We start from the raw sequence: 21,626 nt of genomic DNA, 5'->3' as shown, positions 1-21,626 counted from the left end.
TCCTCCGGATAGAGCGTATCACTCACCCCAACCCTCTCCCGCACGGGAGAGGGCGCGCGTCGCGGCCTGTACCGGCCGATGTGGGACCATCGTCGCCCTGCGGGGCGGAGTGTCCGTGGGCTATCCCCCCGTCACGCTCATGTGGCGCGGTACGGCGGCCGGGCGCTGGCGCTCGATGATGAAGTCGTGGCCCTTGGGCTTGCGGGTGATCGCCTCGACCACCGCCGCCGCCAGCACGGCGTCATCTGGGGAGGCGCGCAGCACCGCCCGCAGGTCCGCGGAATCCTCCTGGCCGAGGCACAGGTAGAGCTGGCCGGTACAGGTCAGGCGCACCCGGTTGCAGCTCTCGCAGAAATTGTGGGTCAGCGGCGTGATGAAGCCGAGCTTGCCGCCGGTCTCCTCGACCCGGACGTAGCGCGCCGGGCCGCCGGTGCGATCGGGCAGCGGCGTCAGGGTGTAGCGGCTCTCCAGGCGCTGCCGGGCCACCGACAGGGGCAGGAACTGGTCGGTGCGGTCGGCCTCGATCTCGCCGAGCGGCATCACCTCGATCAGCGTCATGTCCATCCCGAGGCCGTGGGCCCAGGCGATCATGTCGGGGATCTCGTCGGCGTTGACGTCGCGCAGCGCCACCGCGTTGATCTTGACCTTCATGCCGGCCGCCCGCGCGGCCGCGATGCCGTCGAGCACCACCGGCAGGTCGCCCCGCCGGGTGATCGCCCGGAACTTTTGGGGGTCCAGCGTATCCAGGGACACATTGATCCGGCGCACGCCGAAGCTCGCCAGCTCGTTCGCGTATCGTGCGAGCTGGGTGCCGTTGGTGGTGAGCGTCAGCTCTTCCAGCGCGCCCGAATCGAGATGGCGCGACAGGCGGCGGAACAGGTGCATGATGTCCCGGCGCACCAGCGGCTCGCCGCCGGTGATCCGCAGCTTGCGCACGCCCCGGGCGATGAACACCCCGCAGAGCCGGTCCAGCTCCTCCAGGGTCAGCAGGTCGCGCTTGGGCAGGAACTGCATGGTCTCCGACATGCAGTAGGCACAGCGCAGATCGCAGCGATCCGTCACCGAGATGCGCAGATACGAGATCGCCCGCTGGAACGGATCGATCAGCGGCGCGGGCGACGGCGCGCGGGGCGCGTCGGCCATAAACCCCTGCGGCGTGCTGGAGATGTCATCGAGCATGATTGAGCATATGATGCCCGATACGGTCGTGGGCAAGCCGACCCCGGGCCGCAACCCCGGAATGCTTGAGGAGTGTGACCCGTGAACGAGGATCTGTGGCCGACCGAGATCCGCCTGTCGGCCGACCGGCGGGTGCTCAACGTCGCCTTCGAGGACGGGTCGCGTTTCGCCCTGCCGGCGGAGTATCTGCGCGTGTCGAGCCCATCGGCCGAAGTGCAGGGCCATTCGCCCCTGGAGCGCAAGGTGATCGGCGGCAAGCGCGCCGTGGCGATCCTGGCCGTGGAGCCGATCGGCAACTACGCGGTCAAGCTCGGCTTCGACGACATGCACGACACCGGCCTCTACGGCTGGGGCTACCTGCACACGCTGGGCCGCGAATACGAATCCCGCTGGCAGACCTACTTGTCCGAACTCGCCGAGCGCGGCCTCGACCGCGAGACCGCGCGCACCGCCCCAGTGAAGCAGACCGGGGGCTGCGGCTCGGGCTCGTGCGGCTGCCATTGAGGCCGTCGGGTCGGAGGATCAGCAGCTTCCGCGCTAAGGCGACTTCTCTCGACATCGATTCTGACGCACGATGACGGCATGACCGAGCTTCTCGACCGAGCCATCGCGCGCGTGCGCACGCTGCCCTCCGAAACGCAGGACGAGCTGGCCAGCGTCCTCTTGCGCCTCGCTGGCGAGGACGAGTCTGTCCTTCGCCTCAGTCCCGAGGAAGAGGCGTCCTTCGCGAACTCGCGCGCTCAGGCGGCGCGGCGTGATTTCGCGTCGGATGAGCAGATCCGGGCGATCTGGGCGAAGCACGGGCTTTGAGACTGCGCTTTACCGCGGATGCGGCGGCGGAACTCGAGCGCGTGCTCTCGGAGATCGCGCAGGCATCGCCTCAAGGGGCACGACGCGTTCAAGGCCGGATCCAGGCCGTCCTCGATTTCCTGCTGGATCAGCCGAGAAGCGGCCGGCTGACGAGCCTGGGGAATTTGCGGCGGATCCCAGTGCAACCCTATCCATATATAATTTTCTACGAGGTCTCTGAAGACGGAGTCGTCATCATTGGCATCCGCCATGGTGCCCGTGCCCCCTCCTCAATGCCGGGAGCATCCTGACACAAGGTTGGGACGATCGGGCGTCCAAATCTGACCGGCTCTCAGTCGTTGATAGCATCCTAATTTTCGGAATGCCGGCGCGAGCTGGACGTCCCGCCAGCCCCGGAGCCCCCATGGCCTTCACCTGCACGATCCCCGCATTGCCCACGATCCAGCAGGACGATGCCACGGTGCGCATCACCCGCTGGGATTTTTCGCCCGGGGCGGTGACCGGCTGGCACGAGCATGGCTGGCCGTATTTCGTGGTGATGCTGATGGACGGCGTGCTGCGCGTCCATGACGGAGCGGCGGTCAGCGAGACGGCGCTCGCGGCCGGGCAATCCTACATGCGGCCCGCCGGCATCCGGCACGACGTGATGAACGGGTCGGCGCATCCGATCGCGTTCATCGAGATCGAGGTGAAGCGCCCCGACGCGCTGGTGACGCTGCCCGAAGCCTGAACGCAAAAGGGCCAGCCTCGCGGCCGGCCCCATCCGAAAAAGTCCCAAACAATCAGCGCTGGACGACGACCTTCGTGCCGACCTTGGCGCGGGTGTAGAGATCGGTGACGTCGTCGTTGGTCATGCGAATGCAGCCCGAGGACACGGCGGTGCCGATGGTCTCCGGCTCATTCGAGCCGTGGATCCGGTAGATCGAGCCGCCGAGATACATGGCGCGGGCGCCGAGCGGGTTCTCGATGCCGCCCTTCATGTAGCGTGGCAGGTCGGGCCGGCGGCGCAGCATGGTCGACGGCGGACGCCAATCCGGCCACTCGCGCTTCATCGTGATGGTCTGCACGCCGCCCCAGGTGAAGCCCGGACGGCCGACGCCGACGCCGTAGCGCAGGGCCTGGCCGCCGCCCATCACGTAGTAGAGCCGCCGCTCGGCGGTGGAGACCACGATCGTGCCGGCGCCGTAGGGGCCGTTATAGGCCACGGTCTCGCGCGGGATCGCCGACATCTGCGGCACGGCCGCGTCGAGCGGGTCGGCGGGGTTGAGGGAGGCGTTGGCCACCGGCACCGCGACGGTCTCGACGGCCTGCGGGCGGACCCGCACGGTGAGCGCGTCGTTCAGCGGCTGGCGGGTCAGCGGGTCGATCTCGTAGGCGAGCGCCGGCGCGGCGCAGGCGGCCGCGCCGAAGAGCCCTACGAGGGCGGGAAGGAAACGACGCATCAAAGCCTCTCGGGGCAGGCGCGAAATCAGGTGGGAACGCGGCGAATTACCGGGGCACGATGCCGTGCCGATCCTCGCCAAGGGGTAAACGCTCGCGCCCCAAATCCAACCCTCAAACCGCCATGCTTAGCCGGTTCCGCCCCTCCGTGACTCGATGGCAACACTGTGGCAGCTTGGCCGTAAGGCCGGGATGAGGAATGGGCGGTTTGGCGTGTCCCGACCCGCCCGGCCCCCAAAAACTCACGCCTCGTCGGCGGCGAGCCAGATGGCGGGCTCCAGGGGCGCCGTGCGGACCGGGACCGGGGCGGCCGGCAGGCCGCGGATCTGGGTCAGCTCGGCCAGCTCCGGCGCCTGCGCGGTGTCGTCGGCGGTGAGGAACAGGCCCCGGGCTCTAGCGGCCCGGCCGAGATCGGCTCGGCTGGTCCAGACGCTCTGGGCCGGGCTCGCCAGTAGCGCGAGGGCCAGGGGCACCAGCCACAGGCCGAGCCAGGCATTGCCGATCCAGACCAGGGCGAAGACGATCAGCGCCCCGACCACCACGGCATCGGCCTGGAGCCGGAACGCCTCGGCCCAGGAGACCTGCCGGTCGTCGCGGTCCTGGGTCTCCCAGCGCACCACCCGGCCCAGGAAGGTCGAGACCACGGCGCCGGCGGTGAACAGGGTCAGCACCGGCCACAGGAACACCCAGACGACCTGTTCCAGGGCGGCGCTCGCCAGGAGCGCCTTCGGGCCGCCGAACGCCGCCCGGCGGGCCGGCGAGACCAGGACGTGGCCGAGGCTCAGGACCTTGGGCAGGGCCAGCACGGCGAGGCTGAGGGCGGCGAGCGCGTGGGCCGCCGCGCTGTGCCCGGTCAGCCCGTAGGCCAGCAGGCCGAGATCGCCGGTCCGGGCCGCCTGCCAGGCGGCCAGCCCCAGGAAGGCGATCCACAGCGGCAGCATGCCGTAGGCCAGGATGCCGACCGCGAGGTGCCAGCGGCTGGCGGCGTGCAGGCCCGCCCAGGGCAGCACCCGCAGGTGCTGGAGGTTGCCCTGGCACCAGCGGCGCTCGCGGCCGAGCAGGTCGATGAGGTTGGTGGGCATCTCCTCCCAGGTGCCGCCCATCTCGGGCAGCAGGCGCACCTCCCAGCCGGCGCGGACCATCAGGGCGCCCTCGACGATGTCGTGGCACAGGATCTCGCCGCCGAGCGGCGCCCGCCCCGGCAGGACCGGGAGCTGCGCGTTCTCGGCAAAAGCCTCGATCCGCAGGATGGCGTTGTGGCCCCAGTAGCTGCCCTCCGGCCCCTGCCAGGTCTCCAGGCAGCGCAAAGCCAGGGGCGCGTAGAGGCGCACGGCGAATTGCTGGATGCGGGCGAACAGGGTGTCCCGGCCGGCCGCGTAGGAGACGGTCTGGATCAGGCCGGTGCGGGGGCTCTCGTCCATCAGGCGCACGAGCCGGGTCATGGCGGCGCCGGTCATGAGGCTGTCGGCGTCCAGCACGATCATGAAGGCGTAGTCCGCGCCGTAGCTGCGGCAGAATTCGCCGATATTGCCCGCCTTGCGGCCGATGTTTTCCGTCCGGCGCCGGTATCGGATCCGCGGCAGGGCCGGGTCGGCCTCGGCCCAGGCCTGGATGCGGGCGAATTCGTGCTCCTCGACGGCCGCGATCGCGCCGTCCCGGGTGTCCGAGAGGACGAAGATGTCGATGGCTTTCCCCGAGCCCTGCGCCTGCTCGCGCGCCAGCGATCGGGCCATCACCCGCAGCCGGGCGAACACCGCCACCGCGTCCTCGGCGTGGATCGCCACCACGGCGGCGGTACGGCCGGAGCCTGCGGCAGGCGCCTCGGCGGCCTCGGAGCGGCGCTCCAGAACCGATTTCGCCCGGTCGCCCAGGATGGCAGCGACGAGCCCGTAGACGTATTGGCAGGCCACAAAAGCCTGCCAGCCCATCACCAGGCCGAACAGGATCAGGATGGCCCAGGCAAGTGGGCTGCCGCCGGCCGGGTAGGCGCTGGCCGCCAGCCATGCGAGACCGCCGGCAGCGGCGAGGCTCGGGATCGCCAGGGCGAGGCGCCGGGCCAGCAAGGTCCGGCCGCCACCGGTCCAGGCCTCGGGCGCGCACGCCACGGCCGGGGAATCCACGCGCTGGGGATCGGGAGCGCCCGGATGGGCGTTCCGGTGCGGCTGTTCGGCCGAGGAGGTGACCCGTGAGGACACGGTGTGGGGGGAGGACATGGCGCGAGGGAAGGGCATGGCGCGAAGAACTCGACCGTGGAAGCCTGCCGGCTGCCCCACCGCGTGAGGGCGGGGACCGATGAGCGTGGACACCGATAGCCGGGGTGAGGACACGCAGCCGACCCGGCCGCACAGGCAGCCGGAGGCCGAACGGATCGATCCCCCCTCCCGGCGCCGCGTTCTCAGAACCGTCCTGACCGCGGCTGCCGGCAGTATTGTACCTAGCGCTATAGATCTGAATGACGCCCGAACATGGGCCGGGGCGGCGCTTCAGCCGCAGATGCCGGTCTCCGGGGGGCCGCAGGACGGTGCGATGACCTTCGAGACCCTGTCGGCCGAGGCCCAGCGCCGCGCGGCCGCGCCCTACGCGGGGCCGGCCACGGAGCTACCGCCGGCGCTCTCCGGGCTCGATTATGACGGCTATCGCAGCATCGTCTTCCAGCCGTCCGAGAGCCTGCCTCTCGGCCGGCATTTCAGCGCGCAGCTGTTCCACCGGGGCTTCCTGCAGCGCAAGCGCGTGGCGCTCTACCTGCAGCCGCGGAACGGGCCGGCGCGGCCGATCGCCTACGAAAGCCGGCTGTTCGATCTCGGGCGGCGGCTCGCGGGCCAGAGTTTTCCGGCCGATCTCGGCTTCGCGGGCTTCCGCCTGCACTACGCCTTCCCGGACACGCCGGCCTGGCGGCCCAAGGGCTTCCAGGAAGAGTTTCTGGTCTTTCTCGGAGCGTCTTATTTCCGGCTGCGCGCCGCCGGCCAGGAATACGGGCTCTCGGCAAGGGGGCTCGCCATCGGCACCGGCGCCCCAGAAGGGGAAGAGTTTCCCGACTTCATCGCCCACTGGCTGTGCGAGCCGGAGCCGGAGGCCCGCAGCCTGACCGTGCTGTCGCTCCTCGACAGCCCGAGCGTGGCCGGCGCCTACCGGTTCGTGATCACCCCCGGGGATCCGGCCCGGATCGCCGTCACGGCGGCGCTCTTTCCGCGCCAGCCGATCCCGCGGCTCGGGCTGGCGCCACTCACCAGCATGTTCCTGTACGGCCAGAACGGGCCCGGCGCCCGGGGCGCGAAGCCGTTCGACGACTTCCGCCCGCAGGTGCACGATTCCGACGGGCTCTGCGTCGCCACCGCGGCCGATCGGCTGTGGCGGCCGCTGGTCAACGGCCGCAAGCAGCCGCAGATCTCGGCGTTTGCGGCCAAGCCCCTTGCGGGATTCGGGTTGCTCCAGCGCGAGCGGAACTTTGCCGCCTATCTCGACGTGGAGGCACGCCAGGAGGCCCGGCCCGGCCTGTGGGTCGCGCCCGGTCCGGAGGGGGCCTTCGCGGAGGGCGCCGTGCAGCTCTACGAGATCCCCTCGGCGGAAGAGTACATGGACAACATCGTGGCCGCCTTCGTGCCGGCGGTGCCTGTGCAGCCCGGTACCGCCCTGCATCTCGCCTACGGTCTGACCACCGTGGGGGCGGAGCCGGTGGATGCGATCCCGCAACCCGCCCTCGCCCGGGTCACCGAGACCCGGTTCGGCTCGGCCGAGCGTCTGCGCCCGACCAACCCGCCGAACCCGGAGCGGCGGCTTTGCGTGATCGATTTCGAGGGGCCGTCGCTGCCGAAGGGCGCGGACGCGACGATCGCCGCGGAGGTCTCGGCCAGCGCCGGCACCCTGCACGAGCCGGTGGCGAACGTCGTGCCGCAGACCGGCGGCTGGCGCATCTACGTGGAGTGGCGGCCGCCCCAGCCGATGCCGGCGGGCGATGTCATCCTGCGGGCGCGGCTGGTGCGCGGGGCGACCCCGTTGAGCGAGACCTGGGACGCGGCCGTCTGATCTGCGGCGTTCGCATATCTTTCCATGCAGGTCGCGACGAACCCCCCCTCCCGCGCGGGAGAGGGGACCCGCGCCCGTCCGGCAAACGGATTGTGGCTGGGGGGCGGCCTAACGCCCCCTCAGGCGCTGCGCCGCTCGCGCTCCAGGCGCTTTGCCAGGCGGGTCGCGCCGTAGACCTCGCTCAGGCGGCGCCGCGCGGCGTAGACCGGCGGCGCCTGCCGCTCGACATGGGCGGCCGCGATGACGCGCAGTGCCGAATCGACCGAGCGCTCCAGGCGGCGTTCGGCCGAGACGGCGAAATCCTGCTTCGAGTCCTGCATGCGATGATCCCTCGTGCGTGGCCGGGCCCACCCTCTCGCGGGGCGGTGACCGGCGGCATGCGGCAGCTTCCACATCCGGCTTGACGGTATCAAGGCAGCTTGGCCGTAAGCGACGAAGCGGCGTTACCGCAATTCCTCGTGCCAGGTCCGGCCGTCGCGCTCGATCAGCGCGATGGCGGCGGTGGGGCCCCAGCTCCCGGCCGGGTAGGGCCGCGGCGCCTCCGGGCGGTCGGCCCAGGCCTTGAGCACGCCGTCGGCCCAGGCCCAGGCGGCCTCGACCTCGTCGCGGCGCATGAACAGGGTGGCGTTGCCCCGGACCACGTCCATCAGCAGGCGCTCGTAGGCGTCCGGATAGCGCTGCTTGAAGGTCTCCTCGAAGGAGATGTCGAGATCGGTCGGGCGCAGGCGCAGGCCGCCGGGGCCCGGATCCTTGGTCATCACCTCGAGCTTCATGCCCTCCTGCGGCTGCAGGCGGATCACCAGGCGGTTGGGCTCGCGGCCGAACGCCTCCTCGGGGAAGATCGAGAACGGCGAGGCGCGGAACTGCACCACGATCTCGGACAGCTTCTGCGGCAGGCGCTTGCCGGTGCGCAGGTAGAACGGCACCCCGGCCCAGCGCCCGGACTGCACTTCGAGCTTCATCGCCACGAAGGTCTCGGTGCGGCTCTCGTGGCCGAGCTCGGTCAGGTAGCCCTCCACCGGCTTGCCGTCGACGGCGCCGGCCACGTACTGGCCGCGCACGGTCACGGCCTGGATGTCGTGGGCGGTGATCGGCTTGAGGGCGCGCAGCACCTTCAGCTTCTCGTCGCGCACGGAATTGGCTTCGAGGTTGAGCGGGCTCTCCATGGCGGTGAGGCACAGGAGCTGCAGCATGTGGTTCTGCAGCATGTCGCGCATGGCGCCCGACGTGTCGTAGTAGCCGGCCCGGCCCTCGACCCCGACCGTCTCGGCCACGGTGATCTGGACGTGGTCGATCACGTCCGAGGTCCAGAGCCGCTCGAAGATGGTGTTGGCAAACCGCAGGGACAGCAGGTTCTGCACCGTCTCCTTGCCGAGGTAGTGGTCGATCCGGAAGATCTGCGATTCGGGGAAGACCTCGCCGACCGCGTCGTTGATCGCGCGGGCCGATTTCAGATCCTTGCCGATCGGCTTCTCCAGCACGACCCGGGACTTCTCGCCGACGAGCCCGTGCGAGGCGAGGTTGCGGCAGATCGAGCCGTAGAGGTCGGGGGAGGTGGCGAGGTAGTAGGGCCGCACCTGGTCGGGCCGCTCGTCGAGCTTGGCCACGAGATCGGCCCAGCCGCTCTCGCCGGCCCCGTCCACCGCCACGTAATCCACGTGGTCGAGGAACTTATGGAGCACGTCCTCGGTCAGGTCGGTGGCGGGCACGAAGCGCTTGAGGGCGTCCCGGGCATGCTCGCGGAACGCGTCCGTCGACAGGTCCGAGCGCGAGGCGCCGATGATTCGGCTGGTCAGCGGGATCTGCCCGTCCCGGAACCGGTAGAACAGGGCCGGCAGCAGCTTGCGCGCCGTGAGATCGCCGGTGGCGCCGAACACGACGCAGTCGAACGAGGCGACGGGGATGATCGTGGCCAAGAGTGCGGCTCCCTGGTGTCGTGCGCGGTTGCAGTGCGGCGACCGCGCCGCACTGACCTAACCTGGGTGCAAACCCTTCGCCAGACGAGGGGCGGCCGTCAGGAAGGTCCGCGGCGCATGCCTCCAGGGGAGGACGATCGCGGCTTGATGCACAGCCGCGAACCGCGCCCCGTCATTGCGAGCGCAGCGAAGCAACCCAGGGTACCGTGACGGAGGACGTTTTCGAGCGCGGACGGAAAACGGGTCGTGCCGAAATCCCGCTCTGAGGCAGCGTCACTGTTGGTGAGAGCGCTTCGCCTCGCGTCTCACCTGCGACCCCTCTCGTCCGTTCCGTCGAGCGGAACGATGGGCCGCGCGGTTCCCTGGGTTGCTTCGCTCCGCTCGCAATGACGGGGGGAAGCTCTTGCCCCACCATGAATTCCCTGAACGCCCCGGCGCAGAACCCGACCCACCAGCGTGGCGCAATCCAGCGGCGGCAAGCTCGCGCAGGCAGCGCAGGCCCGAAACGCCTCTCGCAACGCGTGATGACGCCCATTCCGTCATTGCGAGCGCAGCGAAGCAACCCAGGGTACCGCGCGGCCGATCGCTCTGCTCGATGGGACAGCCACCATGCGCGCGCCGGCCGTCTACATCATGGCGAGCCGCCGCAACGGGACGCTCTATACCGGCGTCACCGCGAACCTGACCCGGCGCGTCTACGAGCACCGCGAAGCCCTCCATCCCGGCTTCACGCGCCGCTACGGATGCAAGCTCCTGGTCTGGTACGAGGGCTACCCGACGATGAGCGAGGCCATCGCCCGCGAGAAGCAGATCAAGGCCGGCTCCCGGAAGAAGAAGCTCGCCCTGATCGAGGCGATGAACCCGGATTGGCGCGATCTGTATCTCGGCCTCGCGTGAAGACCCTTCGCGTCGCGGAGCCCTGGGTTGCTTCGCTCTGCTCGCAATGACGGCGGAGATCACCCTGCCATGAACCGCTTGAACGCCTCGGAAAAGTCCGGGTGCCAGCGCGACAGGGCCGGCCGGTTCTCGATGATGTCGCCGGCCGCCCAGGCGATGCGCTTCTCGTCCTGCGCCCGGGTGGTCTCGTTGTCGGGACAGAGGATGTAGAAATCGCCCGCCTCCAGCCGCTCCAGCATGAAGGCGACGGTCTCCTCCGGCGTCCAGGCGCCGGCCGGCTTCTCGGCGACGCCCCGGGCCTTGGTCAGGCCGGTATAGACGAAGCCCGGGATCAGCAGGTGCGCGGTGGTCCGGCAGCCCTCGCGGGTGCGCAGCTCGTGAGCCAGCGCTTCGGTCGCCGCCTTCACGGCCGCCTTCGAGACGTTGTAGGGCGCGTTGCCGGGCGGCGTGGTGATGCCCTGCTTCGAGCCGGTGACGATCACCGCGCCGGGCTTGCCCCCCGCGATCATGCCGGGCGCGAAGGCGTGGATGCCGTTGACCACGCCGCCGAGATTGGTGGCGAGGATCCGGGTCCAGGTCTCGGCGTCGGAGAACAGCTTGCCGCCGGCCTCGATCCCGGCATTCAGCATGACCACGGCCGGAGGACCGGCCTTGGCGACATGGGCCGCCAGGGCCTCCACGGCCTCCCGGTCCGAGACGTCGGTGGGCACCGCCCGGACCTCGACGGCGGCGAGCTCGGCCACGGCGCGATGGGCCTCCTCGAGGGCCGGGCCGGGCAGGTCGGCGAGCCAGACATTCATGCCGGCCCGTGCGAAGGTTTTGGCCGCCGCAAGCCCGATGCCGCTCGCCGCCCCGGTGACGACCGCGCTGCGGCCTGGGCTGATGGCGGGATGCTGGCTCATGGGTCGGTCCTCGGCTGGATGGCGTCCCGAAGATGGGGCGAGTCGGGGCCGAAGGCGAGTTGGAACCGGTGCGTTCGGTCCGCTGCCAAGCGCCCTTGCCGACTAGGGCGATCGCATGAGGAGATGTTATCCCTCCGGAAGTTGATAACTCCCGCGGCGCACGCTCACCCACCGTGTCATTCCGGGGCCGCGAAGCGGAGCCCGGAATCCAGAACCTCAAGCCGAGCAAGATCTTGCTCCGTCGGCGGTTCTGGATTCCAGGCTCGCCTGCGGCGCCCCGGAATGACGGGGTGACGTATCCCTCGAACCGAGAACCCGGCATGACCCCACCCCCCGGCCTGCCGAGCCGCCGCACGCTCCTCGCCGGGGCGGCCTGCGCCGGCCTCGCCACGGCTGCGGGGGCTGCGCCCTCCGGGTTCGGCCCCCTCGGCAAGCCGTCCTGGTCCGCCGACAGCCTCCAGGCCGTCGCCGCCGCCAAGGGGCTGCTCTACGGCTGCGAGGTGCCGTTCCACCGCTTCGACTCGACCCCCGCCTATCGGCAGGCGGTGGCGCGGGAATGCGGGATCCTGGTCTGCGGCACCGAGATGAAGATGGAGGAGGTGCTGCCCGCCCCCGGCCGCACCGAGTTCGCCCGGGGCGACGCGATCCTGCGCTTCGCGCGGAGCAACGGCCAGCGGATGCGCGGGCACACCCTGGTCTGGCACGCGGCGCTGCCGCCCTGGGTCGGGCCGCTGCTCGGCCGGGCGAGTCCGGTCCAGGCCGAGGACTTCATGCGGCGCTGGATCGAGACCGTGGCCGGGCATTACCGGGGGCAGATCGTCGCCTGGGACGTGGTCAACGAGATTTTGGGCAACGAGGCCGATCCCGACCGGGGCGGGGGCCTGCGCGAGTCCCCCTGGCTCACCGCGATGGGGCCCGGCTACGTCGACCGCGCCTTCCGGATCCTGCACGAGACCGACCCGGCGGCCGCCGGCACCTGGAACGAGGACGCGGTCGAGCAGGGCGCCCTCTGGATGGAGGCCAAGCGCACCAAGGTGTTGCGCCACCTAGAGGCGATGCGATCGCGCGGCGTGCCGATCCGGCGGTTCGGGCTGCAATCGCACCTGACCAGCACGGTCCCGATCGACCAGGGCCAGCTGCGCCGCTTCCTGCACGAGATCGGCCAGATGGGGCTGGGGATCGCGGTGACCGAGCTCGACATCGACGACCGGGCCTTCCCGTCCGACGTGGCGACGCGCGACCGGATGGTGGCCGATTTCGCCCGGCGCTACCTCGACGTGGTCCTGGCCGAGCCCGCTTTGCTCGACGTGCTCACCTGGGACATCTACGACCCCGACACGTGGCTCAACGACCACCCCTACCGCAAGCGGCCGGACGGGCTGCCCCAGCGGGCGCTGCCGCTCGACGTGCAGTTCCGGCGCAAGCCGCTCTGGCACGCGATGCTGGCCTGCTTCCGGGCGGCGCCGGACCATACGGCCGCGCGCGAAAAACTCAGGCGGGGGTGATGCCGGTTCGGCTTTGCCTGTCGTCAGGAGCCAGCGGCGGCGCCGGACGAGGCTCGGGTCCCCTCTCCCGTGCGGGAGAGGGACAGGGTGAGGGATGCGACTTCTCCGGAGAGACCTGACCCCTCACCCCAATCCTCTCCCGCTCGGGAGAGGGGGCTGCGTCGCGGTCGGCATGGGACGGTGTGAGCGCCCGGCGGCACCGAGTGCAGGCTCAGGCGGGTGATCCGCCAGCAGCCGGCGGCGCAGGCGGGCGCAGGGGCGCTCGACCAGCGTGAACATGCCCCAGCACCAGAGGAGGGTCACCGGGCAGGCCGCCAGCATCAGCGTCAGCCCGTGCAGGCCTGGCGCCTGGTGCAGCACCAGCGCCACCACGGCCATGTGGGCGAGATAAAAACTGTAGGACCAGAGGCCGAGCTGGCGCATCGGCCGGGCGGCGAGCAGCCGCACCGCCCAGCCTTCCCCGTGCAGCAGGTAGGCGAAGGGCACGAACAGGGCCGCGCTCTGGATTGTGTAGCGCAGGGTCTCGCGGAAGGCGGGTTCGCGCAAAGCCAGGGTCAGCAGGATCACAGCGAGGCTGGCCGCGACGTGCCAGGGGCGCGGGCGCCAGGCCCGGTCGCCCGGGATCACCGGGTTGTTCCACAGGCCGAGGCCGCAGCCGAACAGGATCGCGTCGATACGGGTGTGGGTCCAGGAATAGTTCAGGCTATAATCAGGAAGCTGCCAGACGTTGACGCATCGGATCCCGAGCACCAGGGCGCAAAGCCCCAGGCAGGCCAGCGCCGCCCGGCGCGGTCGCAGACGCCCGAGCCACAGGATGTAGGCCAGGGGGAAGACCAGATAGAAATGCTCCTCGATGGCGAGGCTCCAGAGCGGCACCGGCAGCACCGCCTCGGTGCCGAACAGGCCGGGATAGTTGGTCAGGAACAGCACCTGGCCGAGCACAGCCGCCGGCTCGACCGGCATCCAGTCGAGGAGCCCCGCCGCGTAGAGCGCCCCGGTGGCGGCCAGGGTCAGGTAGAGCGGCGGCAGGATGCGCAGGCTCCGACGCAGGTAGAAGGCCGACAGCGAGACCGTGCCGGTGCGCCCGCGCTCGATCCGCAGCAGCGTCGTGATCAGGTAGCCGCTGAGGAAGAAGAACACCGTGACGCCAAAACCCCCCGGCACCACGTGGCTGAAGCCGCAATGGGCCGCGAACACGATCAGGATCGCGAGCGCCCGCACCCCGTCGAGCTGCGGCAGGTACGGCATCGTGCTGGGCATGTCCCCGGTGCGCTGGGATCCGGAATCCGGCATGGCGGCGGCTGATCGTCCTTCACGGCACGGCCCGGCAGGGTGCGCCTTTTCCGCGCGAACCGATATCCGCAGGTGGCACCGGAGGACGAGCCCCTCGCCGGATGGTGAAGAGCGCCACCGGCCGGCCCGATCAACCGGAGGAGATTGGTAACCGTACCGCCCCATCATCCCGCCCGACCGCGCCGCCCCGGGCGCCGTCGGGAGTGTTGCGTATGGTCCCGGCCCGATTCCGCCTGTCCGCCCGCCTCGGCGCGGGTCTCTCGGTGCTGGCGCTGCTCGGCGGCCCCGTCGGCGCGCTGGCGCAGGGTGTTCCGGTGGTGCCGACCGGCCCCGCCGCGGCCCCGGTTCCGCCGCTCGCCGTCCCGGTCCAGGTGCCGCCGGCGGCAGCCCCGGAGCCTTCGAAGACTCCCGAGCCCAAGCCCCAGGATTCGGCGAAGAATTCGGAACCCCGTCCGAATGAGGCGAAGAGTGCCGAGGCCAAGCCGCCGGAGCCTCCGAAAAAGTCGCGCGAGCCGGCGCCCCTGGTCTACGCCAAGGTCTCCACCGATCCGACCCCGACGCTCACCGCCCGCACCTTCCTGGACACGCTGAAGGTCGCCGACCGCTACGCCGCCTTCGCGGAGGCCGGCGGCTGGGAACGGCTGCCCGACGATCTCATCCGCCTGAAGCCCGGGGAGCGCAGCCCGGCGATCCCGTCCCTGCGCCACCACCTGACGCTCACCGGCGACCTGCCGGTGGACGCGCCGCCGAGCGACCGGCTCGACCCGCCGCTGGTGGCGGCGATCGCGGCGTTCCAGGGTCGCCACGGCCTGCCCGACAGCGGGATCCTTGGCCGGCTCACGATCAACGCGCTGAACGTGCCGGCCGCCACTCGCCAGCGCCAGCTGGCGGCCTCCGCGGCCCGGCTGATGGGCTCGAAATTCCCGTTCGGCGAGCGCTACGTCGTGGTCAACATCCCCTCGGCGAATGTCGAGGCGGTGGAGAACGGCGCGGTGGCCCGCCGCTACGTCGCGGTGGTCGGCTCCCCCGACAAGGCGACGCCCCCGGTGGAGACCCGGATCACCGACATCAACTTCAACCCGACTTGGACCGTGCCGGCCTCGGTGGTGAAGAACGAGATCATCCCGCAGATGCGCAAGAACCCGGGCTACCTCGCCCGGAACCACATCCGCATCCTCGGCCCCACCGGCGAGGTCGACCCGACCAAGATCGACTGGGCGGGCAACAAGGCCGCAGCCTACACGCTGCGCCAGGATTCCGGCTTCGACAATTCGCTCGGCCAGGTGCGGATCGACATGCCGAACCGCTTTGCCGTCTACATGCACGACACGCCGGCCAAATCGCTGTTCGCGGCGAATGTCCGCTTCCACAGCCACGGCTGCGTCCGGGTCGGCCAGGTCAAGGAGCTGGTCGGCTGGCTGCTGCAGGGCACCGACGGCCCGAACGGGCCCGGCACCAGCTGGGGGCCGATCGAGATCGAGACCGGCATCGCCGACGGGGAGCGCCGCGACATCAAGCTGGTCAAGCCGGTGCCGGTGACCTTCGTGTATCTCACCGGCTACGCCACCCCGGACGGGACGGCCCATTTTCGCGACGACATCTACAACCTCGACACGCCGCCCCCGGCGCCGGAGCCCGCGGCCACGGGGGCGATCCCGCCGGCCGGCGCGGCGCAGCCTGCGGCGCCGAAGCCCGCGGCAGTCAAGCCGGCTGCGGCGAAGCCAGCTGCGGTGAAGCCCGCTTCTGCCAAACCGGTGGCGAACAAGGTGACGTCCGTGAAGCCGGCAACGGAGGGGCTTAACCCGGATGCACCTCTGCCGCCCCGCTAAGCCCGGGCCGGCCCTCCAGGCTCGGCTGAGCCGGGACGTGTCCCGACGACCCGTCCGCCTCTCCGCGGAGTAACGGCGCAGGACTTTTCTTTTTGATCTGTCATCGGGCATCATACGCCGGTGCGGCGAGCGTCCGTTGGTGCGGACGGCGAGGATTGTATCGGGCCGCGATCCGGAATTCGGCATGGCTTCACAGTTGGCAAAGATCGAGGCTGGCGGCACGCTCCTCATCCCGGCCGATTTCCGGCGAGAACTCGGGCTCGCGGCCGGCGACACCGTCATGGTCGAACTGGCCGAGGACGGTCTGCGGGTCCGCTCCTTGTCTGCCGCAGTCCGGGCGGCGCAGGCCATCGTCCGCAGCTTCGCACCGGCCGATCGGAACTTGGCCGACGAGCTGATCGCGGAGCGTCGGGCCGAGGCGGAGCGTGAGTGAGGCCTTCGTCCTCGACGCGTCGGCGCTGCTGTGCCTGCTTCGCGCGGAGACAGGGTCCGAGGAGGTTGCCGAGGTCCTTCCGCAATCCGTGATCAGTGCGGTGAACCTGTCCGAAGTCTATGCCAAGTTGGCCGAAGCCGGCGGATCGGAAGCGCAAATCACGCAGGCAGTCGGCGTCCTCCGCCTCGCGATCGAACCGTTCGATGACGAACAGGCCCGGATTGCGGGGATCCTGCGCCTTCCAACGCGGTCGCTCGGGCTCTCGCTAGGCGATCGAGCCTGCCTCGCTCTGGCAAAGCAACGCCAATCGGTTGCCGTGACGACGGATCGTGCCTGGAGCCGGCTGCCTGCTGATCTCGGGCTGACTGTCAGGATCATCCGCTAGAATAGCATCCGAGAAGGCGAGGCCTGCCCGAGGCTATTGGCGGCCGTCGGTGAGCCCCCAAGCTCCAGCTTCACGTTCACCAGCCCCGGATCCTCCGGGTCCCGCGCCTGCGTGAACCCGAGCCGGCGGCAGACCGCCAGCATCGGGCGGTTCTCGGCCAGCACCATGCCCTCGACCCGGCCGATCCCCTCGGAGCGGGCCCAGTCGATCATCAGGCGCATCAGCGCGAAGGCGAGGCCGGTGCCCCGGGCGTCCCGGCCGACCGCGATCGCGTATTCGCCGCTCTCGTGGTTGGCGTCGGCGTGCAGGCGGACGGCGCCCAGCATGCGCTCGCGCCCTTCCGGGTCGACTTCGGTCGCCACGAAGGCGATCGCTCGGGCGTAGTCGAGCTGGGTCAGCCGGGCCAGGAAGGCGTGGCTGAAGGCGCGCACCGGGCCGAAGAAGCGCAGCCGCAGGTCCTCCGGGTCGAGGCCCTCGAAGAAGGTGAGGAACAGGCCCTCGTCCTCGGGCCGCACCGGGCGCACCCGGATCGTCCGGTCCTTGAGCTTGAGGGTGCGGACCCATTCGGCCGGATAGGGGCGGATCGCGAAGCGCGGGTGGCCGCGGCCGTGGCGGCCCCGCTCCGAGCGCCCGATCCGCACCCGGGCGTCCAGCGCCAGCACGCCGGTCTCGTCGGCGAGCAGGGGGTTGATGTCGAGCTCGCGCACCTGCGGCAGGTCGGCGGCGAGCTGGGAGAGCTTCACCAGGGTCAGGGCGATCGCCCCGAGATCGGCGGCCGGCACGTCGCGATAGCCTTCGAGACGCCGGGCGACCCGGGTGCGGCCGATCAGGTCGCGGGCGAGGGCGAGGTCGAGGGGCGGCAGGCTCAGCGCGCGGTCGTCGATCACCTCGACCGCCGTGCCGCCCCGGCCGAACACCACCACGGGGCCGAACACCGCATCCTCGGCGAGGCCGGCGATCAGCTCCCGGCGCTGGCCCCGGCGGACCATCGGCTGCACCGCGAAACCGGTGACCCGGGCATCCGGCCGCTCCCGCCGGGCGCGGGCCAGGATGCTGCGCGCGGCCTCGCGGACATCGGCCTCGCTGGTCAGGTCGAGCTGGACGCCGCCGATATCGGACTTGTGCACCACGTCCGGCGAGACGACCTTGAGCGCCACGGTGCCGCCCGCCGCGATGATCGGCCAGGCGGCGGCCGCGGCAGCGTCCTTGTCGGGGGCGAGGGTGATCGGCACGGTCGGGATGCCGTAGGCCTCCAGCAGGCCGTTCACCGCGATCGGATCGAGCCAGGCCGCCCCCTGGCGGAGCGCAGCGGCGATGATCGAGCGCGCCCTCGCCATGTCGGGGGAAAAATCCCGCGGCAGCGAATCCGGCGTGCGCATCAGGTCGTCCTGCGCCTCGCGGTAGCGCACGAGGTGCAAAAACCCCTCGATCGCCTCGGAATCGGTGGCGAAGTGCGGGATCCCGGCCCCCGCGAAGGCCGCGCGCGCCGCCTCGGCATCGCCCAGGGAGACCGCGAAGACCGGCTTCTTGCGGGTCTGGCCGGTGCGGGCGCGCTTGACCGTCTCGGCGATCGCCCCGGCCACCGCACCGACCTGCGACCGGACCGTGGGGACGTGGATCGCCAGCACCGCGTCGCTGGTTCGGTCGGCCAGCAGCGGCGCCAGGGCGTCCGAGAAGGCCGGGCCGTCGGCATCGATGCCGAGGTCGATCGGGTTGCCCGCCGGCCGGCCCTCGGCCTCGGGGATCTCCGCCAGGATGCCCGCGCGGTCGGTGAGCTTGTCGGCGGCGAGAAGGCCGATGCCGCGGCCGTTGGTGAGGATCGCCAGCCGGTCCCCCGGGAACGGGCGCTGGCGCCCCAGGGCCTCGACGGCGGAGAACATGGCGTCGAGGTCCGGCACGGCGAGCAGGCCGGCCCGCCGGAAGGCCGCGGCGTAGACCGCGTCGGGCCGGGCCAGCGCGCCGGTATGGGTCACGGCGGCCCGCGTGTCCGGCCGGTGCCGGCCGGCGCGGAGCACCACCACGGGCTTGGCGCGGGCGGCGGCCCGGGCCGCCGACATGAACCGTCGGGCATCGGCCACGCGATCGAGACAGAGCAGGATCGCCCGGGTCCGATGGTCGGCGGCGAAATAGTCGAGGCAATCGGCCACGCCGATATCGAGCACGCTGCCGAGGGACAGCACCGCGGAGAAGCCGGTGCCATGCCGGGCGGCCCATTCGACGATCGCGGCCGCCACCGTGCCGGATTGCGAGACCAGGGCGAGATCCCCGGTCGCGGGGGCGTGGGCGAACAGGCTGGCATCGAGCTTGGCGGCGGGCACCACGAGGCCGGCGCTGTCGGGTCCGAGCAGGCGCAGCCCTTGCGCGCGGGCGATCCGGTGCGCCACCGGCCCGGGATCGTCCGGCCCACGGCCGAGCCGGGCGGTGAGGATCACGGCCGCCCCGGCGCCGATCGCGGCGGCCTGGGCGACCACCTCGGGCACGCTCGGCGGCGGCACCGCGATCAGCACGAGGTCCGGCACGACGGTGAGGTCGGCGACTCGCGGCACGCAGGGCAGGCCGTCCACGGTGTCGTGATCGGGCTGGACCGGCAGGATCGCGCCGGGAAACCCCGCCCGGCGCAGATTGTCGAGCACGCTGCGCCCGAGGGAGCCTTCGCGCGCCACGGCTCCGACCAGGGCGATCGAGCGCGGTGCCAGGAGCTTGTCGAAGCGGTAGGTGCTCACGGCGCCGACGGCTCGGTTCTGCGCGCGCGCATGGTGGTGCCCCTCGCCTGGGTGACGCGTACGGCGCGGCGCCAGCCCCCCTACCAGATGGCACAATCTCCCGCGTGTGCAACGCCCGAAGGTTCGGAGGCGATCGCGATCCCCGCGTCGCCCCTGCCGGAGGCGCACGGAACGATCGGGCTTTGTACAGTATACGACAATGCAGACTGCTATCAGTCTGGCTGTTGTGGTCAGCTATAAATTGGTCTTGCCCTTAAATTGATCACATCATAGTACCGGCGCCATTATAGCGCTGTATCTGGCAGCGCAGACACAGATTCCGGCCGCCCGCCCTCGAATGATGGCGGCCGAGAGCAACGGACGGGAGGTTTCGGAATGGATGCCATGGTCGGAGAGGACCTGGATTATCTCACGCTGTCCGTCGACATCGTGTCGGCCTTCGTGAGCAACAATCCGGTGCCCGTGCCGGAACTGCCCGGGCTGATCGCCGCGGTCCACGCGACCCTGCACGGGCTGAGCCAGCCGCCGGCCCCGCCGGCGGAGGAGCTCCGGCCCGCCGTGTCGGTCCGGCGCTCGGTCCAGCCCGACTTCATCGTGTGCCTGGAGGACGGGAAGAAGTTCAAGTCGCTCAAGCGGCACCTGCGCACGCATTACAACCTGACGCCGGACGCCTACCGCGAGAAATGGGGCCTCGCCCCCGACTACCCGATGGTGGCGCCGAACTACGCCGCCGCCCGCTCCAACCTCGCCAAGAGCATGGGCCTCGGCCACCAGCGGCGGAAAGGCCAGAAGGCTTAAAGCCGGCCGGCGCGCGTCCACAGCTTTCCGAGCGGGATTCAGCATCGGGCAAGGGGCGCTTGCGAGGTTCGACGGGCTCACAAGCGACCCGAGATCCGATGCCCGGCAAGCCCAACCCCGTCGCCCGCCTGTTCTGGACGGCCGCGCTCGGCTGCCCGCTCGGGCTCTGGTACGGACCGCCGGCCTTCGCGGCCACGGGGGCGGCCCTCGTGCTGGTGCTCGGGCGCCATCTCGGACGGCCCCGCCGGTTCCGGGCGCGGGTGCGCCGGATCGCCCGGGCCCACGGCGAGACCCTGGCGCTGCGGCGGCGGCAGGAGAGCTTTTGCGACGCCTACGGCAACCGGATCGAGGATGGCTGGCTGCGGGAGCGGGCCTATTTCCTCGACCGGACGGTGCTGCCGCAGATCGGGCCGCGCTTCGCCGATCTGGCCGAGTCGGAACGCGCCCGGATGCTGGCGATCGTCGAGGCGGAGGCCGCCGCCGTCGCGCTGCCCGAGGAGGACGAGGCGCCGGGCGACGGGCTCGACTACGAGCGCTACTGCGCCGAGCGCCTGGCCCAGGCGGGCTGGCGGGCGCACCGGACCCCGCCGAGCGGCGACCAGGGGGCCGACATCGTCGCGGTGCGCGATGGTTTACGCCTGATCGTCCAGTGCAAGCGGCTGGCGAAGCCCGTGGGCAACGCCGCCGTGCAGGAGGCGGCGGCCGCCCTGCGCTACTGGGCGGGCGACCGGGCCGCGGTGGTGTCGAATGCCGGCTTCACCCCGGCGGCCCGCCGCCTGGCGGCGGCGACCGGCGTGCTGCTCCTGCACCACGACGCGCTGGACGACATCGACCTCGCCGGGGCGCATCGAAGCTAGCGCAATCAGGTCCCGGGATCCCAAAGGGCCGAGGCCCTTTGGCGGGGGTTCGGGGCGCGAAGCCCCGATGACCTCAGAGGACCTTGAGCAGGGCTTCGGCGCCGGACGCCTCGGCCTTCGAGGGGGTCTCCTCGACGTTGAGAATCTTCACCACGCCGTCCTCGACCAGCATCGAGTAGCGCTTCGAGCGTATCCCGAGGCCGAAGCCGGTGCCGTCCATCTCCAGGCCGATGGCCTTGGCGAAATCGGCATTGCCGTCGGCCAGGAACTCGATGCCCTCGGCGCCGCTGGCCTTCGACCAGGCATCGAGCACGAACACGTCGTTGACGCTGGTGACCGCGATGGCGTCGACGCCGCGGGCCAGGATCTCGTCCTTCTTGGTGACGAAACCGGGCAGGTGGTTGCGGTGGCAGCTCGGCGTGAAGGCGCCGGGCACGCCGATCAGCACCACGCGCCGGCCCTTGAACACGTCGTCGGTGGTGCGGGCGATCGGGCCCTCGGGGCCGGTCACCCGGAAGGTCGCCTGGGGCAGGTGGTCGCCGACCTGGATCATCGCGGGTCCCTCCGTTGCTGCACGCTCGGATCGCGCGCTGGACAATCGCGCCTGACCTAGCGTGGCGGGACGGGCCTGTCGAG

21 protein-coding genes are annotated in these 21,626 nt (G+C 71.0%); 12 read left to right on the top strand and 9 right to left on the bottom strand.

The features are described from left to right. Positions 1-120: 120 nt before the first annotated feature. On the bottom strand, positions 121-1,179 hold the full coding sequence (gene moaA / locus MKL20_RS04365; RefSeq protein ID WP_409568110.1) for a GTP 3',8-cyclase MoaA: 1,059 nt from the start codon (positions 1,177-1,179) through the stop codon (positions 121-123). Between the two features lie 81 nt (positions 1,180-1,260). On the opposite strand from moaA, the gene MKL20_RS04360 reads away from it, so the two are divergent. The 4 genes from MKL20_RS04360 (at position 1,261) to MKL20_RS04345 (ending at position 2,719) form a co-directional block, all read left to right on the top strand. Beyond that, the gene (locus MKL20_RS04360; protein WP_244035652.1) at positions 1,261-1,683 is read left to right on the top strand and encodes a gamma-butyrobetaine hydroxylase-like domain-containing protein; all 423 of its coding nucleotides are present in this window, start codon (positions 1,261-1,263) and stop codon (positions 1,681-1,683) included. A gap of 78 nt (positions 1,684-1,761) precedes the next feature. Continuing rightward, positions 1,762-1,989 (top strand): hypothetical protein, encoded by a 228-nt coding sequence (locus tag MKL20_RS04355; protein WP_244035651.1) that lies wholly within the window; start codon positions 1,762-1,764, stop codon positions 1,987-1,989. After that, a complete protein-coding gene (locus tag MKL20_RS04350) occupies positions 1,986-2,279 on the top strand; it encodes a type II toxin-antitoxin system RelE/ParE family toxin (protein WP_279594522.1) in 294 nt (97 codons plus the stop codon). Before MKL20_RS04355 ends, MKL20_RS04350 begins: the two co-directional genes overlap by 4 nt. A gap of 113 nt (positions 2,280-2,392) precedes the next feature. After that, positions 2,393-2,719: a cupin domain-containing protein gene (locus MKL20_RS04345; RefSeq protein WP_244035650.1), complete on the top strand. Its 327-nt coding sequence runs from the start codon at positions 2,393-2,395 to the stop codon at positions 2,717-2,719. A 52-nt stretch (positions 2,720-2,771) separates the two neighbouring features. On the opposite strand, the gene MKL20_RS04340 is transcribed toward MKL20_RS04345, so the two are convergent. Then, a complete protein-coding gene (locus tag MKL20_RS04340; RefSeq protein ID WP_243965679.1) occupies positions 2,772-3,431 on the bottom strand; it encodes a L,D-transpeptidase in 660 nt (219 codons plus the stop codon). Positions 3,432-3,671: 240 nt separating this feature from the next. Further along, a complete protein-coding gene (gene mdoH, locus MKL20_RS04335) occupies positions 3,672-5,624 on the bottom strand; it encodes a glucans biosynthesis glucosyltransferase MdoH (protein WP_244035708.1) in 1,953 nt (650 codons plus the stop codon). 331 nt (positions 5,625-5,955) lie between these two features. Between mdoH and MKL20_RS04330 the strand changes: the two genes are divergently transcribed. Beyond that, positions 5,956-7,452 (top strand): glucan biosynthesis protein, encoded by a 1,497-nt coding sequence (locus MKL20_RS04330; RefSeq protein WP_244035649.1) that lies wholly within the window; start codon positions 5,956-5,958, stop codon positions 7,450-7,452. Between the two features lie 119 nt (positions 7,453-7,571). On the opposite strand, the gene MKL20_RS04325 is transcribed toward MKL20_RS04330, so the two are convergent. Together MKL20_RS04325 and zwf are read right to left on the bottom strand one after the other, a co-directional pair. Then, complete coding sequence (locus tag MKL20_RS04325; protein ID WP_243965677.1) at positions 7,572-7,772, bottom strand: hypothetical protein; 201 nt, start codon at positions 7,770-7,772, stop codon at positions 7,572-7,574. Between the two features lie 123 nt (positions 7,773-7,895). Beyond that, positions 7,896-9,368 (bottom strand): glucose-6-phosphate dehydrogenase, encoded by a 1,473-nt coding sequence (zwf, locus tag MKL20_RS04320; RefSeq protein ID WP_244035648.1) that lies wholly within the window; start codon positions 9,366-9,368, stop codon positions 7,896-7,898. A 609-nt stretch (positions 9,369-9,977) separates the two neighbouring features. On the opposite strand from zwf, the gene MKL20_RS04315 reads away from it, so the two are divergent. Beyond that, positions 9,978-10,265, top strand: a complete 288-nt coding sequence (locus MKL20_RS04315; protein WP_244035647.1) for a GIY-YIG nuclease family protein — start codon at positions 9,978-9,980, stop codon at positions 10,263-10,265. Between the two features lie 59 nt (positions 10,266-10,324). Here MKL20_RS04315 and MKL20_RS04310 read toward each other — a convergent pair whose 3' ends face one another. Then, a complete protein-coding gene (locus MKL20_RS04310; protein WP_244035646.1) occupies positions 10,325-11,167 on the bottom strand; it encodes an SDR family NAD(P)-dependent oxidoreductase in 843 nt (280 codons plus the stop codon). Positions 11,168-11,487: 320 nt separating this feature from the next. Here MKL20_RS04310 and MKL20_RS04305 point away from each other — a divergent pair, with 320 nt between their 5' ends. Then, the gene (locus tag MKL20_RS04305; RefSeq protein ID WP_244035645.1) at positions 11,488-12,672 is read left to right on the top strand and encodes an endo-1,4-beta-xylanase; all 1,185 of its coding nucleotides are present in this window, start codon (positions 11,488-11,490) and stop codon (positions 12,670-12,672) included. A 123-nt stretch (positions 12,673-12,795) separates the two neighbouring features. Here the strand turns inward: MKL20_RS04305 and MKL20_RS04300 are convergent, their stop codons facing one another. Beyond that, positions 12,796-13,932 (bottom strand): acyltransferase family protein, encoded by a 1,137-nt coding sequence (locus MKL20_RS04300; RefSeq protein ID WP_244035644.1) that lies wholly within the window; start codon positions 13,930-13,932, stop codon positions 12,796-12,798. Positions 13,933-14,177: 245 nt separating this feature from the next. Here MKL20_RS04300 and MKL20_RS04295 point away from each other — a divergent pair, with 245 nt between their 5' ends. From MKL20_RS04295 to MKL20_RS04285, 3 genes are all read left to right on the top strand, one after another. Continuing rightward, positions 14,178-15,794, top strand: a complete 1,617-nt coding sequence (locus MKL20_RS04295) for a L,D-transpeptidase family protein (RefSeq protein WP_244035643.1) — start codon at positions 14,178-14,180, stop codon at positions 15,792-15,794. 184 nt (positions 15,795-15,978) lie between these two features. Next, the gene (locus tag MKL20_RS04290) at positions 15,979-16,227 is read left to right on the top strand and encodes an AbrB/MazE/SpoVT family DNA-binding domain-containing protein (RefSeq protein ID WP_244035642.1); all 249 of its coding nucleotides are present in this window, start codon (positions 15,979-15,981) and stop codon (positions 16,225-16,227) included. After that, a complete protein-coding gene (locus MKL20_RS04285) occupies positions 16,220-16,612 on the top strand; it encodes a type II toxin-antitoxin system VapC family toxin (RefSeq protein WP_243969997.1) in 393 nt (130 codons plus the stop codon). Before MKL20_RS04290 ends, MKL20_RS04285 begins: the two co-directional genes overlap by 8 nt. Here MKL20_RS04285 and MKL20_RS04280 read toward each other — a convergent pair. Beyond that, on the bottom strand, positions 16,609-19,335 hold the full coding sequence (locus MKL20_RS04280; protein WP_244035641.1) for a bifunctional acetate--CoA ligase family protein/GNAT family N-acetyltransferase: 2,727 nt from the start codon (positions 19,333-19,335) through the stop codon (positions 16,609-16,611). The two genes, MKL20_RS04285 and MKL20_RS04280, sit on opposite strands and share 4 nt — an antisense overlap. A gap of 375 nt (positions 19,336-19,710) precedes the next feature. Between MKL20_RS04280 and MKL20_RS04275 the strand changes: the two genes are divergently transcribed. Beyond that, entirely contained in the window at positions 19,711-20,133 is a 423-nt protein-coding gene (locus MKL20_RS04275; protein ID WP_243969992.1) for a MucR family transcriptional regulator, read from the top strand. A 98-nt stretch (positions 20,134-20,231) separates the two neighbouring features. Beyond that, positions 20,232-20,990: a restriction endonuclease gene (locus MKL20_RS04270; protein ID WP_244035640.1), complete on the top strand. Its 759-nt coding sequence runs from the start codon at positions 20,232-20,234 to the stop codon at positions 20,988-20,990. Between the two features lie 73 nt (positions 20,991-21,063). On the opposite strand, the gene MKL20_RS04265 is transcribed toward MKL20_RS04270, so the two are convergent. Beyond that, positions 21,064-21,543, bottom strand: coding sequence for a peroxiredoxin (locus MKL20_RS04265; protein ID WP_243969988.1), 480 nt, complete (start codon positions 21,541-21,543; stop codon positions 21,064-21,066). Positions 21,544-21,626 lie beyond the last annotated feature (83 nt).

The sequence above is a fragment of the Methylobacterium sp. E-066 genome (assembly GCF_022829635.1).
GTDB lineage: Bacteria > Pseudomonadota > Alphaproteobacteria > Rhizobiales > Beijerinckiaceae > Methylobacterium.
Note: the sequence above shows the minus strand (reverse complement) of the source record. Positions and strands in the feature narration are given on the sequence as shown.

Excerpts from the sequence above, each read along its gene's own strand:
- moaA (WP_409568110.1), bottom strand. The coding sequence starts at position 1,179 with ATGCTCGATGACATCTCCAGCACGCCGCAGGGGTTTATGGCCGACGCG.
- MKL20_RS04355 (WP_244035651.1), top strand. The coding sequence starts at position 1,762 with ATGACCGAGCTTCTCGACCGAGCCATCGCGCGCGTGCGCACGCTGCCC.
- MKL20_RS04345 (WP_244035650.1), top strand. The coding sequence starts at position 2,393 with ATGGCCTTCACCTGCACGATCCCCGCATTGCCCACGATCCAGCAGGAC.
- MKL20_RS04340 (WP_243965679.1), bottom strand. The coding sequence starts at position 3,431 with ATGCGTCGTTTCCTTCCCGCCCTCGTAGGGCTCTTCGGCGCGGCCGCC.
- MKL20_RS04330 (WP_244035649.1), top strand. The coding sequence starts at position 5,956 with ATGACCTTCGAGACCCTGTCGGCCGAGGCCCAGCGCCGCGCGGCCGCG.
- MKL20_RS04325 (WP_243965677.1), bottom strand. The coding sequence starts at position 7,772 with ATGCAGGACTCGAAGCAGGATTTCGCCGTCTCGGCCGAACGCCGCCTG.
- MKL20_RS04315 (WP_244035647.1), top strand. The coding sequence starts at position 9,978 with ATGCGCGCGCCGGCCGTCTACATCATGGCGAGCCGCCGCAACGGGACG.
- MKL20_RS04310 (WP_244035646.1), bottom strand. The coding sequence starts at position 11,167 with ATGAGCCAGCATCCCGCCATCAGCCCAGGCCGCAGCGCGGTCGTCACC.
- MKL20_RS04305 (WP_244035645.1), top strand. The coding sequence starts at position 11,488 with ATGACCCCACCCCCCGGCCTGCCGAGCCGCCGCACGCTCCTCGCCGGG.
- MKL20_RS04300 (WP_244035644.1), bottom strand. The coding sequence starts at position 13,932 with ATGCCCAGCACGATGCCGTACCTGCCGCAGCTCGACGGGGTGCGGGCG.
- MKL20_RS04295 (WP_244035643.1), top strand. The coding sequence starts at position 14,178 with ATGGTCCCGGCCCGATTCCGCCTGTCCGCCCGCCTCGGCGCGGGTCTC.
- MKL20_RS04290 (WP_244035642.1), top strand. The coding sequence starts at position 15,979 with ATGGCTTCACAGTTGGCAAAGATCGAGGCTGGCGGCACGCTCCTCATC.
- MKL20_RS04275 (WP_243969992.1), top strand. The coding sequence starts at position 19,711 with ATGGATGCCATGGTCGGAGAGGACCTGGATTATCTCACGCTGTCCGTC.
- MKL20_RS04270 (WP_244035640.1), top strand. The coding sequence starts at position 20,232 with ATGCCCGGCAAGCCCAACCCCGTCGCCCGCCTGTTCTGGACGGCCGCG.
- MKL20_RS04265 (WP_243969988.1), bottom strand. The coding sequence starts at position 21,543 with ATGATCCAGGTCGGCGACCACCTGCCCCAGGCGACCTTCCGGGTGACC.